Here is a 15,298-nt window from a genome sequence, read left to right as displayed (position 1 = left end):
GCCCTGGAACTTGTCCACTGTGCCCACCCGGACACCGCCCAGCCCCGCCTGTTGCAAGGTAAGCCGGATCAGCTGGACCTGGGCGTTATAGGCCGCCACCACCAGGAGGTCCTCCGGAGTCAGCGCCCGGGCCGGTTTGTCGCCCCCGGGGAGCCACTTCAACCCGATGTGCCGCTTGGCCTGCCGGACCACCTCGGCTGCCTCTTCGGCCGAGGACGTGGTGTTCCCGCTGTGTTCCACCAGAATGGTCTCCACCCCGGCAGGCAGGTCGGCAAGGCCGCGGAGCGAGGCCGCGGGCGCCGACTCGAGCTTTCCCTCGTAGCTGAGGACGGACACGGCCCGGCACAGGTCAGGATGCATCCGCCAACTGTCCGCCAGGAAGTAGCCGAGGCTTTCGGGCAGCGTGGCGTGTCCGGCGGCGAGCCAGCCCAGGGCCGATTCGTCCACGGGCTCCGGGTGCGAACCCTGGGTGACCTGCGGCAGCTGCTGCGGGTCACCCAGGAGCAGGAGCCGCTTGGCGGACCGGGCAACAGCCAACGTGTTGGCCAATGAGAACTGGCCGGCCTCATCTATCACCAGCAGGTCCAAGGACCCGGCCGGCACGGATTTCCCGGTCATGGTCCACGCTGTCCCGCCCACCACGCAGCCGCCCGGGGAGGCCAGCAAGGTGGCGACGTCGGTGTCTTTGACATGGCGCCACGGGACGTTGTGGGCTGTGACGAGCTTCTTGGCCACCCGGGCCGGATCCACGCCGGCGGTTTCGATGGCGGTGCACAGCATGTTCTCCACCACGGCGTGGGATTGCCCTACCACGCCGATCTTCCAGCCCTCCGCCACCAGCTTGGCGATGACATGTGAGCCGACGTACGTCTTGCCCGTCCCGGGAGGGCCCTGCACCGCCAGGTAGGAGCGGTCCAGGTCCAGCAGCGAGGCGGTGATCGCGGTGACGTAGCCGGCCGCTCCCGAGCTGTCATTCCGTACCGGGGCGGGGGCAGGCAACGACCGGAAACGCGGCGGGACCTTGCGCAGGATGTCGATGCCCGGGTGTGCGGGCAGGGAAGGCAGTGCGCCACCGACGGTTTGGGCCAGTTCGGCAAGGGCGGCTTCGATGCTGGCGGTGCCCACAGGCTGGTCTTCGGTGAGGGCAACAGGAAGGTGCGGGTATGCGGGGACCTTGCCCGTTTCCCGTTCCTCGATGGTGATGATGGTCCGGCCGGGGATACCGGGGTGGTCCTCCACGGCGGTAACCAGGGTGCCGAAGGTGAAGCCGCGGCCCCTGGTGCCGCCGTTGGGATTCTCCAGTCCGTCCGGGACCGGTGCGTCGTACAGCCGGCACCAGGTGCTTCCGGGTTTAAATTCCGAGCCCTCGCTCATGGTCCCGGCGAGCCTGAGTGTGCGCGTCCTCATCCGCTCCCGGGGCTTGGCAAGGACCCAGTCCGTGAGGATCTCAGCGGTGTCCACCACAAACACGTTGCGGTGCTCGGACCAGGTGTCGAGCTCGGCTTCCGTCCGGTCGAAGTGCTCCCACCAGAACTGCTTCCGTTCACGCCGGTGGTATCCGGTTGCCGCGGCAACCATGGCGATGGCGCGTTCGTCGTCGGTCCAGGGCCGGTGGTCCGGCAGGCCGGCGAGGTATTCCTGCAGGCCCCGTTCCTCCGGCGAGGGCTCCGCTTCCGGGACCCCGGCCACCACATCCGGTACCTCACCCTCACGCACCGGCTGCCCGCCGTCGTCGGGCGTTACCTCTGGTGCGGCGGTGATGGCACCCGTGCCGCGCAGGTCCAGCAGCCAGTCGCGGAGGCGGAGCGTGGAGAGGCAGTCGTATTCGTTGTAGTCGGAGATCGAGGCGAGGATGCCGGCGGCCTCTGTTGCATTGCCGCCGTCACGGGCAGCGCAGTAGGCGGCATACGCAACCACCGAGGCGCCGGCGTCCTTGACGTCGCCCGAGCGGAGGTTGTCTCCCATGTAGAGGGGCTCGAGTTTTTTGATGGAGTAGGACGGTTCGGAGATCCGCAACGAATGCCGTGCCGTGGCGTAGAGGTCCACCAGGACGCCTTCGCGCAGCCAGTTGTCCACGATGTCCTCGCCGGCCAGGTGTGTCACGGACAGGTTCCGGAGCGCCGATTTCTCGTAGGCGGCGTAGTGGTAGACGTGCATGGCCGGGTAGCGGGAGCGGCGCTCCTCCACGTAGGCGAGGAAGTCCAGGAAGGCCTGCCGTTCCTCATGGCGGGAATGTGCCCAGAAGGGCCGGAACACGGGCTTGTCAGTGGTGCGGGCGTCAGCTGCCGGCGCCTCGATCACGCCGAAAAGGTACTCCAGGCCCCACTTGCCGGTGGCAGGATCCTGCCAGAGGGGATCGCCTTCGAAGTCGAAGAAGATATCGCCGGGGCTCGGTGCGGGGATGCCGGCCAAGACATTTTCCGGGAGCACCTTGAACGTGACGGTGTGCTCCTCGCCGTCCTTGGTGAAGCTGCGGGAACCGTCCGGCATGTCCAGGCCCAGCTGCATCCGGGCCTGGTCGCGGAGCCGGACCACCGGGCCGGTGGCTTTGCCCGGCGGGAGAGCGGCCAGGGCGTCGATGGTGTCGATCCGATCGGCAATGAGCTTCTTCCGCCGGAGCATGCTCATGCCGCCCACCATCAGGAGGTCGCGGTGGGACTGGACCTGCTCCGCGCAGTAGTTGCACCTCCCGCAGTACCCCACGCCGGGCTGCTGCCACTGCACCGCCGAACCGGACTCGCGGTGGGCGGCGGTCAGCTCGCGGAAGCGGTCGCGGCGCTCGCGGAAGACCGGCAGCAGGTCAGGCAGGGAATGGTGGCTGCGGACGTACTCGCCGTCCACCACTGCCCCCAGCACCAGGGTGACCCTGGGCGACGGGTCCAGGCCCATGCCGATGAGTTGGTCGCCGTAGGCAGCAAGCTGCAGGAGAGCGCCCACTTTCGCGTGGCGGGCGAGCTTGGTGTCCCACACCTCGTACCGCCCAGGCGTGCCGGTGCCCGCTGCCTCGTTGACGATGAAGTCTGCGTAGCCCAGGAACTCGCCGTCGAAGAAGGTTGCCTGGAAGACGACGTCGGCCCCGGCCCGGAGCGCGAGTTCAGTTTCGGCCTGCTTGGCCAGCAGCGCACCGCGGGTATTCCCGCCGCGCTCGAGGGAGTACACGCCGGCACCCCGGCCGGCGTCCCATTCGCCGTACTGCGCGATCAGGCCGGCCAGGACCTTGGCCTCATGCCGGTCACCGAGCGCCCCGGCACGGCGCTGCATTTCGTCGTCGGGAAATTCCGCCTTGGGGGAGCGGCCCAGTTTCTCGTCCAGGATCCGGAGCGTGCGGTACTCACATTCGCTGGCGGCCACCAGATCGCTGGCGGAAAACACCAGGTCCTGCTGCGCGTCAACGCCGACCGGATCGAGCAGAAACACGGGGCCTCCCCATTAAAAGCCTGGCCGGGAACAGTTTCCCTGGCCATGTTCCGAATCTACCAACAGCCACTGACAACGCGGGGTCACTAGATGCCCTCCCGAGGCCTCCGGAAGGGCGTTAAGTGACCCCGCGTTGCTGGTGGTTCTGGTTGTATTCAGTCCTGGGCGGCCCGCACCTGGGCTTTGTCGTGCTCGATGTGGGCGCTGCGCAGGAGGTCCATGAACTCGGTCTCGTTGCGGATGAGCCGCTTGTACTTCTCCGGCAGGCTGCGGATCTGGTCCTCCTCGCGGACCATCTTGGCAAAGATTTTGTCCCGCTCGTTCATGTCCGTCTCGTAGTTGAGGTCCAGGTATTCGGTGGCGTGCCGCTTCGCTCCGGACACCGCGTTCTTGGCCTTGCCCTTGGGGCTGAAGATGGAGGCCAGGACGGTGACCGCCAGGACGCCGATGATCACGCTCAGGGAGACTTCGGTGCTGACCTCCACCACGTTGACCTTCTCGCCCTCGTTGATGAACGCCAGGGTGTTCTCGTGCAGCGCGTGCAGGATCAGCTTGACGCCGATAAAGCCCAGGATCGCCGCCAGCCCGTAGGCGAGGAAGATCAGCCGGTCCAGCAGCCCGTCGATGAGGAAGAAGAGCTGGCGCAGGCCCATCAGCGAGAACGCGGTGGCCGTGAAGACGATGAAGACATTCTGCGTCAGCCCGAAGATTGCCGGAATGGAATCAAGGGCAAAGAGGATGTCGGTCCCGCCGATGGCCACCATGACCAGGAGCATCGGCGTGAGCACACGTTTGCCGTCCTCCATGGTGAAGAGTTTGTCGCCGTCGTAGTGCTGCGACGCCGGGAGGTACTTTTTGGCGAGCCGGACCACCAGGCCCTCGGATTCGTCCTCGTGGCTGTCCGGCTTGAGCAGGTTGCCGGCGGTGATCAGCAGGATCAACCCGAAAATGTAGAAGATCCACGCGAAGCTGTTGATCAGCGCGGCACCGAGGAAAATGAACGCGGTGCGGGCAATGAGCGAGAAGACGATGCCGAACAGGAGCACCTTCTGCTGGTCGGCGCGGGGGACCTTGAAGCTGGCCATAATGATCAGGAAGACGAACAGGTTGTCCACGGACAGGGCCTTCTCCGTGACATAACCGGCGAAGTATTCGGTGCCCATGGTGGGTCCGCCGAACATCAGCACACCGAGGCCGAAGAGCAGGGCGATGCTCACATAGATGCCTGACCAGATGGCGGATTCCTTCAGCGAAGGCGTGTGGGCCTTTCGCACGTGAAAGAAGAAATCGAAGGCCAGGAGGCCCACGATTCCCGCGATGGTCAGGGTCCAGACATACGGAGGTACTTCCACGCGGCCGGCCTTTCGTTGGAGGACGTCGTGCAATCCAGCCTACCGGGGAGGGTGCGGCAGGTAATGGGCATTTCTTCCCGCCAAGGGCTAGATTATCGATTATTAATCACTTACTATTTTCTTAGACCGAGATTGCTTAAACATGCAGACTGGCGGAGAGTGCGCCAAGAACAGGGAGACGAAGATGTCTTGGGGATTGATCAGTGCGATGGGCCACGTGAGCATTCAGACCACACGGCTCAGGGAATCCGTTTTCGATGCAACCCAGCTTTTGGGCCTCAGAGAGACGGAGCGCACGTCTGACGCCGTCTATCTGGCGGCAGCCAACGTTCACCACGAACTCGTTTACGTTGAATCCGATGTCGACGGTATTGACGGCTTTGGCCTGGTGGCCGCGAACGGAGATGCGCTCCGGGAGATCCGCCGCCGGGTCGATAACGAGAACTTTCCCATCCTTAGCGAGAAGCCCCGCGGCGCCGGCATCGAGGACGGATTTTCCTTCATTGGTCCAGAGGGCTTCGTTTTCGAGATCTATGTTGGGATGCAGGAGAACCAGGCTGCGGTGCAGTCCTTCGGCCCGGACCGTTATGGCCACTTCAACTTCCATCCCCGCGATGTCGGCGGAATGATGCGGTTCCTCCACCGGGTGCTGGACTTCCGCCTCTCAGATGTGATCGGCGACGATTTCGCGTACTTTATGCGGTGCAACCCGGACCACCATGGCATCGCACTGGTCCGTGGTGAGGGCACCTTGCATCACCACGCCTGGCAGACCCAAAGCATCGCCGATCTCGGCAGGCTCGGCGACAGGCTCAATAAGGTGGGCCGCGAACTGATCTGGGGTCCCGTCCGTCATGGTGCCGGGCACAATATTGCCGCCTACTTTGTTGAAACATCAGGTGCCGTCGTCGAGCTGTATACGGATCTGGAGCAAATCTACGACGACGCCCGGCCTCCCGTCGTCTGGGGTGAGGATGAAAACTGGTACAACATGTGGAGTTCCTACCGGCCCCTCGACTTCCGGACCTTCGGACTGGCCCCCGTCGACCGCAAAGCCCTCAGCGCCCTTCACCGCTGATTAAACAACCTTTAGTGGATTATGCGTGATCGATTGGCCTTCTGCGGGATTTGGGTTCATTCTTAATCAGAGGGTGATCCGGCTCACGTCGTGTCGGCTGACGATGTACGCGCCATCGGGCTTCTCCAAGAACCGAAAGAGAACATTGTGAATCAGAAAGCCGATCAACGACGGCCCGGATCCCATCGGGATACGGCCGAACGCCCCGGGACCGGCGCCGCTGCGGACTCCCTCAATACCAAGGACATGCGCAGGGTCCTCGGCTCGAGCCTCATCGGCAGCATTATCGAGTACTACGACTTCATCCTCTACGCAACGGCCGCCTCGCTGGTGTTTGACCGAGTGTTCTTCGCGGACCTTGGCCCCGGGTTCGCGCTGTTTGCATCCTTTGCCACACTCGCCGCCGGCTATGTTGCGCGGCCCCTGGGCGGCATTATCTTTGGCCATTTCGGCGACCGGCTGGGACGCAAGCAAATGCTGGTGCTGTCCATGCTCCTCATGGGCGGCGCCACCGTCCTGATCGGGCTCTTGCCCACCACGGATCAGATCGGCCTGGCCGCCCCCGTGGTCCTTGTGCTGCTGCGCATCGTCCAGGGCATCGCAGTCGGCGGGGAGTGGGGCGGGGCCACCCTGATGGCGCTCGAACATGCGCCGGCGCGAAAGCGCGGGCTGGCCGCTGCTTTTGCGAACGCGGGCGGACCTGCAGGAGGCATCCTGGCGACTCTGGTTGTTTCCGCCGTATCGGCTTTGACCGGGGACCAGTTTCTGGTCTGGGGATGGCGGATACCGTTCCTTCTGAGCGCCCTGTTGATCGTGATCGGCCTGATCGTGCGGCTGAAGGTCGCCGAAACACCGGTCTTCCAAAAGCTCGACGCCGAAGCTGCCAGGAAGGTTAAGCGCACGCCGCTGATGGAGGTGCTGCGCAATCACCCGCGGGCTGTCCTTGTCACCCTGGTGGCCACGCTCGGCTTCTACGCCTGTCAGGGCCTGCTGACCGTCTGGGGTGTCTCCATGGCAGTGGGCAGCGGCGTTGACCGGTCCGGCGTCCTGAATTGGAAGGGAGCCGCTGCCGCCGTGACGGTAGCCGTCTGCTTCTATACCGCGCGCCTTAGTGACAGGGTTGGCCGCCGGAGCGTCCTCACCGTGGCCGGTATCGCATCCATCGTCCTGGCCTTCCCCCTCATCCTGCTGCTGACCAACGGAACCCTATGGGGCTTTGCGATCGCGGTAGTGGTGGGCAACGGTGTGCTGCAGGGTGCATTGGCGGGGCCGGTTGGCGCGTATATCTCCGAGCAATTTCCCACCAGTTTGCGCTATACCGGCGCCTCGCTCTCCTATCAAGGCGCCTCGATGGTCGGCGCCGGGTTCACTCCCATGATTGCCACCGGCCTCATGCTGGCCAGCGGCGGCGGAGTCTGGATTGTCGCCTTGTTCTGGATGGCACTGCTCGCGGCAGGGGTGGTCGCCGTCCGCATGACGCGCGAGGGCTCGCGCCTGAAGCTCGATGAGGTCTAGACGCGGCACCCTCCGCGGGCTTTGAGGTCCGCTGCTCATCAGAGTAAAAGTTCAAGACGTGCCGGGCTGTGGAACCTATTGTCAATTAAGTTGACGTTGTTGCTCGGAAACTTGTTGTTTACGCAATTAGTTTTGCCTGCCATGCTGGAGCCAGAGAGGCGCCCACGGCGCACCATACGAAAGGAATCCAGGCAATGAAGCCTACGAATCACATGGTCCTGACGACGTTTATGTTGCCGGCCGGATATCACAAGGACAGCTGGCGCATGGAAGGCAGCAGGGCCGAGGAACTGGGTAACCTGGACTTCGTTGCGGACCTGACAGCAATGGCGGAAGCTGCCAAGCTCGACGCCGTGTTCTTCGGGGACATCGTTCATGCCAACACCGTTATGCGCGGCGACATCAAAATGAACGGGTTCTACGAGCCCATGACCGTGCTCGCAGCACTGGCCGCCAGAACCCAGAACATCGGTCTGATTGGCACCATGTCCACATCGTTCTCCGAGCCGTACAACCTGGCCCGGCAGCTCTGCGGGCTGGACCACATGTCCAACGGCAGGGCGGGCTGGAACATCGTGACGTCGTCGGACGGTTTCAGCAACTACGGAGTGGAGGACGTGCCTGACCCCGCTGTACGTTACCGGCGGGCCACTGAGTTTGTGGACGTGGTACAGCGTCTGTGGGACAGCTGGTCTGACGATGCCATCATTGTGGACCGTGCCTCAGGTGAATACGTGGACCGCAGCAAGCTCAAGGCGATCAACCACCACGGCGAGTTCTTTGACGTTGAAGGGCCCATCAACATGCCCCGATCACCGCAGGGACGCCCAGTCCTGGTGCAGGCCGGGTCCTCCGGGCCGGGGATGGACCTGGGTTCCTCTGTGGCGGACGGGATCTATACGGCCCAGCCCTTCAAGGAGCCGTCCATTGAGTTCTACACGAAGTTCAAGAACATGGCGGCGGAAAAGGGCCGGAACCCGGACGACGTCAAGGTCATTCCGGGCATTCTTCCGATCCTGGGAGACACCGAGAAGGAGGCACGTGACCTGGCGAATGAGTTGGCCAGCTACGTGCACCTCGGGAACGGGCTGAAGCAGGTCGGCGCCGACCTGAAGATGGACCTCTCGGAGCTGGAGTTCGACGAAAAGATTCCGGCGGAGTGGTTCTCTGACGATCCCCGGCTGGGCAGCCGGTATCAGATCTACCGCAAAAAGAGCGTCGACATGGGCATGACCCTGCGGGAGCTTATTGTCGACCTGGCACGGTCCACCGGGCATCAGTGGATGGCCGGTACGCCATCCCAGGTGGCGGACCGGATGATTGACTGGTTCGAGTCCAAGGCCTGCGACGGCTTTAACCTCAATGCGCCGTTCAACCCGGGCGGATTCAAGCTCATCTGCGAGAAACTCGTACCTGAACTCCAGGACCGCGGGTACTTCCGGACCGAGTACGAGGGCACCACCCTCCGGGACAATCTGGGCCTGTCCCGCCCGGGCGCCTGACCCGTTCGGCGCCTCCCGCGTCAGGCTGAGTACGCCTCAGGGCCAAAACGTTCGACGGCGACATCCACCCAGGCCTGTGCGCGCGCGTTCAGTTTCATGCTTCGCGCCCAGGCAAGGGAAACCGTGGCAGGAGGCCGGGTATGGACCCTGGAGCCAGCCACCGGTTTGAGGACGACTCTAAGCTCCTGATAGGGCGCATCCAGCATGGGCTGCTGGAACAGCACCGCCACGCCGCGCCCACTCGCCACAAGGGAACGGACCGTGGCGTAGCTGCGTGAGCGGTGCCGGATGTCCGGGGTGAGCCCGGCATCGCGGTACATGTCCAGAATCCGCGTGGAGACCGGCGGGGCGTCGAAGAAGATGAGCGGGCTGGCAGCCACGTCCTTCAAAGAGACCATCTCCGCTTCACGCAAGGGGTGGTTATCCGGCAGCAGGATATACGGCTCGACCGAGAGCAGCGGTGCTGTCTTGAGTGCCGGCGAGACATCCATGTCGTAGATAAACGCGGCGTCGATGGACCCATTGAGAAGGCGCTCCTGGAGGTCCTCGTGATAACCCTCGATGAAGTCCACCTCGACGTGCGGGCATTGATCCGCGAAATCGGCGAGCATCGGGGAAATGATCGTGGGGCCCAGCGGCATGAAACATCCCACCGTCAGCGGGCCGCGGATGTCTGTCCGGTCGCGTTTGGCGAGCGACGTGATTTCGTCAGCCATCTCCAGGAGCTGGCGCGCCTGCCGAAAAACGACGACGCCGGTGGAGGTCAGCGTCAGCCCCTTGGACTTGCGCTTGATGCACAGCTGGGCGCCAACGATCCTTTCGAGCTCTGCAATGGACATGGAGATGGCCGATGGAGCCATGTGCAGCCGCCGGGCAGCCTCGCTCATGGTGCCCGCCTCGGCGGCGACCACAAAGTGGAGTACCTGGCGCAACGTGATCGACGGGTTGAGGCTGATGTTCATATTGTCAATTCTACTGATAGCTAAGGGCTAAAACCGACAATTTACTTGAGGGATTCCCGCGGTCATGATGGAAGTTGAATGGCTCACCTGGGTGGGTCCATATCTCTCACCGCCCCGGCGGCACCCTTCTTTTGAAAGCGACGTGAACCAGCATGGATGCCCAAGTTACATTCCTGGACCAGGCGGAAGCCATTGTGGGTACGGACAACGTTGTCCGGGTAACGCCCAAGGAAGGCTACATCGATCCGTATCCGCTGAATGCCGGACGCGCAAAGTGGCCTGGGGTCCGCCCCGCGAGTGTCGAAGAGGTGCAGCGCCTGGTCCGCCTCGCCAACGAACTCGGCGTGCCGCTGTGGTCCTTCTCCCGTGGCAAGAACCTAGGCTATGGTGGGCCCGAGCCGCGAACCCGGGACATGGTGGCGCTTGACCTCAGCCGGATGAACAAGATCATCCAGGTGGACGACCAGTTGAACTACGCGGTGATTGAACCCGGCGTGACGTTCTTTGAACTGTTTGAATACATTCAGGAACGGGGCTTGAAGGTGTGGATCTCCGTTCCGGCGCTGGGCTGGGGCTCAGTCATGGGAAACGCCTTGGACCGCGGATACGGCATGACGCCGATGGGGGACCACGTGCAGTCGGTCTGCGGCATGGAGGTGGTTCTCCCCGCGGGCGACCTGGTCCGAACCGGAATGTGGGCAATGGAAGGCACTGAACTGGGCCCGATCTTCAAGGGCGGGTTCGGCCCCACCCTGGACGGCATCTTCACCCAGTCCAACCTCGGAATTGTCACCAAGATCGGCCTTTGGCTGATGCCGTGGCCCGACGTCTACATCAATGGCGACGTTGTGGTGGAACGCGAGGAGGACATGCCAAAGCTCGTGGACATCCTCACCCAGCTCCGCCGAGAGGATGTCATCCAGAACAACGCCCTCTGCGGGAATGTGGTCCGGGCTGCCACTATGAACGGGCCGCGTTCCCGCTGGTATACGGGGGAGGGGTCCATTCCGGATGACAGGCTCGAAGAAATGCGCCAGGAGATGGGCATAGGCCAGTGGAATGCCAAATTCGCCATCTACGGGGACAAGGGCCTGGCCGAACGCCGGCTCGAAATCATCAGGGAGCGCTTCGCAGGACTGGATAGCTTCACCGTGAAAGCCCGCCTTTACGAAGGCTCTGAAGGGGCGCGGGTGGCATACGAGGACATTGCCGATATCGACCGTACCCAGATGGCCGGGGTACCCACCCTCAAACCCCTCTCCACGGTTTCCTGGGCGGCCGAGAACGGCGGGCACATTGACGCCGCGCCCATCATCCCCGCCCGCGGCCAGGACGTCTGGGAGTTCTATCAGGAAGCCAAGGAGCTGTACCGTCGACACGGCTTTGACCTGTACATCGGCTACCACCTCTATCCCCGCCACATGGTCCACGTGACGATGATCTTTTTCGAGAACGACAACCAGGAGCAGCTGGCCAAGGCCAGGGCGCTCTACGCCGACCTGCTGGCGGCCGCGCGCAAACGGGGCTATGCGCCCTACCGCAGCCATGTTGACTACATGGACGTGATTGCCGACGGTTTCGATTACAACGGCCACGCTCTGCGCCGCCTCCAGGAGACCATGAAGGATGCCCTGGATCCCAAGGGTATTCTCTCGCCGGGAAAGCAGGGCGTCTGGCCGGAGCGCTACCGGGCTGCCGTGGCCGCAGCGCTCTAGCCGGCGGGTTGGCATTATATTTTCTGTGACTCTTGCCACTTCTTCTTCTAAGAGATATATTTTTACTAGATTATGCATTAATTCTTACCCCCAGGTGGGTAAAGCCGACTTCAGTGCACTTGCCACTGGCGGCCATCCTGTGGCGAAGGCGCCACCACTCAACGAGGAGATTCCGGATGAATAAGCCAACGTTTTACTCACGGTTCAAACAAGTACTGACGCCCGCAGTCGCCGGACTGGCTCTGCTGTCCCTGGCCGCCTGCGGTGCACCGACGGAAGCCGCCGCCGGCGGCAAGGAGGAGGGGAAGTCCTCCATCAAAGTAGTGGTTGCCCCCATCCACTTCGAGACCGCCTATGTGGCCGAGGAACAGGGCTTCTTCAAGGAAGCGGGCTTGACCGTCGAGATCGTCCCCGGTGCGGATCCCTCCGCCAACCTGGCGCAGACGGTAAGTGGACAGGCCGACATCACAACGGCCTCCTGGGGTGTGATGACCACCGCCATCGCCAAGGGCATGCCCGTCAAGGTGGTCTCGGGGAACGGCGTTGTTGATCCGGTCGCAGACAACTCAGGAATCGTCATCCCGAAAAACAGCAACATCAAGACGGTGAAAGATTTGGCCGGCAAGACCATCGCCGTCAATGGCGTGAACACAGGCGGCGACATCCCGATGCTCCAGGCTGCCGTCGCCGCGGGAGTGGACCGGAAATCCATCACCGAAATCGCCATCCCCTACGCCGGAATGCAGGCCGCGCTGGAGCAGGGGACGGTTGACGCCGCGTTTGTGGCGGACAGCTATTACCACCAGCTGGTCACCGCGGGATTCACCAGCATCGCCAGTCCTGTCCGCGAATTCCAGGGCAACATGCCCGTGACGGTCTGGGCGGCCACTGACGCATGGCTGACTGCCAACCCCGGAACGGCCAAGAAGTTCAACGACGCGATGGACAAGGCGGCAAAGTTCTACTCGGACCCGGCAAACTCGGCCTCCATCGTGGCCGTCTCGGCCCGGGTCAAGCAGGTTGACGCCTCCAAGGTCAACCCCAAGGCGTACGTTCCGGTCAATACCTCCATCAACCTGACCGCAGGCCAGGCAGGCATCGACGCCATGGCGGACCTGGGCTATGTCGCCAATGCCCCCAGCGCAGAGGCCATGCTCTGGAACGACGCCCCGCGCTTCACGAAGTAGCGGACAGACCCGTCCACATGACCCTCACTGAGAGATCAACATGAAGACATCCACAAGAGCGCTGGACGCGAGCCTGGCCGGACAGCGTATCGCCGCCGTTGCCGTTCTGCTCGCCGTCTGGCAGGTAGTGATCTGGAGCGGCACCCTGCCCTCCATGACGCCGGGAGTTCCGGCGATCGTCACAGCGATCGGCAGTGCCTTCACCTCGGCACTGTTCTGGGCATCCCTCGCCCAGACAATGTCCGCAGCCGTCAGCGGCTGGCTCATCGCCGTCGCAGTGGGAACAGTGCTGGGACTCGTCATCGGTTCCATTCGAATGCTGGACCGCTCCACGTCGATCCTGATCGATTTCGGCCGTTCGTTCCCCGTTCTGGCACTGATGCCGGTAGTGATCATGCTCCTCGGTGCTACGGCAAGGATGGAGATCACCGTTGTAGCACTGTCCTGCCTCTGGCCGGTGCTTGTTCAGACCATCTACGGCGCACGGCGGATGGATGCCTCGGTGGTGGATACGGCCAGGACATTCCAGATTCCCCGGCTCCTCTGGTTCCGCCGGATCCTGCTCCCAAGCGCCACCCCGTTTATCTCCACGGGCATCCGGATCTCCGCTTCAATCGCCATTCTGGTTGCGGTGGGTGTAGAGGTGCTCAGCCAGACGCCCGGAATAGGGCGGCAGATCACCCTCTCGCAGCAGGAACAGCGCTGGGATCAGGCATTCGCTTATCTTTTCTTCGCCGGATTGGTGGGCTGGGGCATCGCCACCCTGCTGACCCTCATAGAGGGCCGGCTCCTTCGATGGAACAGGCAGACACATGACTGAGACAGCATTGCGGGCCGCGTCGTCCGCTTCATCGGCAGGGTCCACGTCGAAGCCCGCCAGTACCCGCAATTCCGGCGGCCAGCGGGAGCGAAGCCGCGGAATGAACGGGTTCCTGAACGTCCTGCAGCGGACGTGGCTGATTTTGGTGGTGTTTGCCGTTTGGTGGTTCGCGTCGGCAAGCAGCACCAACATCTTCATTCCGGCCCTGGAAGACATCCTCGCCAGCCTGCAGCGTGACCTCGGCAACGGAGTCATTGCGTCCGGTGCCAGCTACAGCCTCACCAACCTGGGCGTGGGCCTGCTGCTCGCCGTGGTGGCCGGAATTGTTGGCGGGCTCATCCTGGGCGAGACAAAGTGGCTCCGCGAAATCGTGGATCCAGTCATCCACTTCTTCCGTTCCGTCCCGCAGGCCGCACTGGTCCCGCTGATCATCGGCGCCTTCGGCATCGGCCAGGGGCCAAAGATTTACACGATCGCCTTCGCCTGCATGTGGCCCGTGCTGTTGAATACCATCGACGGCGTGCTCAGCGTGGAGCCCACCATCCGCAAGTTTTCCAAGGTTTACCGCATTCCGCCCGGACTGCATTTCCGCCGGGTTGTCCTGCCGGCTGCCCTTCCGCAGATTGTCGCCGGCATCCGGGTGGCCCTGCCCATCGGCATCACCGTCATGGTGGTCAGCGAACTGTTCGCAGCCAACAAGGGGCTCGGTTACTACATCCTCAACTCCTCCGCCACCTTCCAAGTGCCGGAAACCTGGGCCGGCGCGCTGCTGGTGGGCGTTATCGGCTATATACTCTCGGTCCTGTTCATCGTCGTCGAGCGCAGGATCCTGGGCTGGTACTTCAAGTCAGGTGCGAAATGACCCTTCCGATCCACGACCACAACCAAGGAGCCATCATGGCCGTTCAGACAGCACCCGAGCTGGAGCTTGTGGCCACCAAGCCGCTGCTCCAGGTGACAGGCCTGACGATGAGTTACGGCACCGGTGACTCAGAGAACAAAATCCTCAGCGACCTCAACCTGGACGTGCACGACGGTGAGTTCGTTTCAATCGTTGGACCATCCGGCGTCGGAAAAACCACTCTGCTGAGGGTGCTTTCGGGCCTGATCAAGCCCAGGAGTGGAACGGTGAGCGTGGGCGGTGAAGCCATCCGCGGGCCGCACCGCGACCTCGCGGTGGTGTTCCAGGACTACAGCCGTTCACTGATGCCGTGGATGACAACGCTGGAAAACGTTGCCTTCCCGCTGCAGGGCCGGGGCGTGGGCAAAAAAGAGCGCAATGCCACTGCCGAGAAGAACCTTGCCGCCGTTGGGCTGGCGGGCCAGGGGCACAAATACCCGTGGGAGATGTCCGGCGGCATGCAGCAGCGCGTGGCGATCGCCAGGGCGCTGGCCTACAACGCCAAGGTCCTGCTCATGGATGAGCCGTTCGCCTCCGTGGACGCCCAGACCAGGTTCGACCTGGAGGACCTGGTGATCGACCTGCAGTCCAACCTCGGGGTGACCATCATCCTGGTGACCCACGACATCGACGAAGCGCTGTACCTCGCGGACAGGGTCATCGTGCTGGCAGAAAAACCCGCCACCGTGGTGGACGTTATTGAGACCGGCTTTGGTGACCACCGCGACCAGGTGGAAACCAAGGCAGATCCCCGCTTCGCGGAAGCCCGGGCGCGGATCCTGCACCGCCTGCGCAAGCACTAGGAGTGCGCTGAATAATCGGCGGCAGTGTGGCGTGCCTGCTGGATTT

Annotated in this window: 11 protein-coding genes; 8 read left to right on the top strand and 3 right to left on the bottom strand. The window is 63.2% G+C overall.

Translation table 11 applies throughout. The annotated features are described in order from the left end of the window. Together DBR22_RS03800 and DBR22_RS03795 are read right to left on the bottom strand one after the other, a co-directional pair. A partial coding sequence (locus DBR22_RS03800; protein WP_181365012.1) for a TM0106 family RecB-like putative nuclease occupies positions 1-3,417 on the bottom strand: 3,417 nt, incomplete at its 3' end. 155 nt (positions 3,418-3,572) lie between these two features. Further along, on the bottom strand, positions 3,573-4,769 hold the full coding sequence (locus DBR22_RS03795) for a TerC family protein (protein WP_108597855.1): 1,197 nt from the start codon (positions 4,767-4,769) through the stop codon (positions 3,573-3,575). Between the two features lie 184 nt (positions 4,770-4,953). On the opposite strand from DBR22_RS03795, the gene DBR22_RS03790 reads away from it, so the two are divergent. From DBR22_RS03790 to DBR22_RS03780, 3 genes are all read left to right on the top strand, one after another. Beyond that, positions 4,954-5,847: a VOC family protein gene (locus DBR22_RS03790; RefSeq protein WP_181365011.1), complete on the top strand. Its 894-nt coding sequence runs from the start codon at positions 4,954-4,956 to the stop codon at positions 5,845-5,847. Between the two features lie 147 nt (positions 5,848-5,994). Then, positions 5,995-7,362, top strand: coding sequence for an MFS transporter (locus DBR22_RS03785; protein WP_258229028.1), 1,368 nt, complete (start codon positions 5,995-5,997; stop codon positions 7,360-7,362). A 194-nt stretch (positions 7,363-7,556) separates the two neighbouring features. Next, positions 7,557-8,864, top strand: a complete 1,308-nt coding sequence (locus tag DBR22_RS03780; RefSeq protein WP_108597852.1) for an LLM class flavin-dependent oxidoreductase — start codon at positions 7,557-7,559, stop codon at positions 8,862-8,864. A gap of 20 nt (positions 8,865-8,884) precedes the next feature. Here DBR22_RS03780 and DBR22_RS03775 read toward each other — a convergent pair whose 3' ends face one another. Further along, positions 8,885-9,826: a LysR family transcriptional regulator gene (locus DBR22_RS03775; protein WP_108597851.1), complete on the bottom strand. Its 942-nt coding sequence runs from the start codon at positions 9,824-9,826 to the stop codon at positions 8,885-8,887. A 152-nt stretch (positions 9,827-9,978) separates the two neighbouring features. Here DBR22_RS03775 and DBR22_RS03770 point away from each other — a divergent pair, with 152 nt between their 5' ends. From DBR22_RS03770 to DBR22_RS03750, 5 genes are all read left to right on the top strand, one after another. Further along, positions 9,979-11,541 (top strand): FAD-binding protein, encoded by a 1,563-nt coding sequence (locus DBR22_RS03770; protein WP_108597850.1) that lies wholly within the window; start codon positions 9,979-9,981, stop codon positions 11,539-11,541. A gap of 176 nt (positions 11,542-11,717) precedes the next feature. Next, complete coding sequence (locus DBR22_RS03765; protein WP_108597849.1) at positions 11,718-12,728, top strand: ABC transporter substrate-binding protein; 1,011 nt, start codon at positions 11,718-11,720, stop codon at positions 12,726-12,728. A 40-nt stretch (positions 12,729-12,768) separates the two neighbouring features. After that, positions 12,769-13,548, top strand: coding sequence for an ABC transporter permease (locus tag DBR22_RS03760; RefSeq protein WP_108597848.1), 780 nt, complete (start codon positions 12,769-12,771; stop codon positions 13,546-13,548). Continuing rightward, a complete protein-coding gene (locus DBR22_RS03755) occupies positions 13,541-14,410 on the top strand; it encodes an ABC transporter permease (RefSeq protein WP_108597847.1) in 870 nt (289 codons plus the stop codon). Before DBR22_RS03760 ends, DBR22_RS03755 begins: the two co-directional genes overlap by 8 nt. 35 nt (positions 14,411-14,445) lie before the next feature. Further along, positions 14,446-15,252, top strand: coding sequence for an ABC transporter ATP-binding protein (locus tag DBR22_RS03750; protein ID WP_181365010.1), 807 nt, complete (start codon positions 14,446-14,448; stop codon positions 15,250-15,252). The last annotated feature ends 46 nt before the right edge of the window (positions 15,253-15,298 follow it).

It is taken from the genome of Arthrobacter sp. HMWF013, assembly GCF_003061105.1.
GTDB lineage: Bacteria > Actinomycetota > Actinomycetes > Actinomycetales > Micrococcaceae > Arthrobacter.
The sequence above is the reverse complement of the archived record's forward strand: the minus strand, read 5'-3'. Positions and strand labels throughout refer to the sequence as shown.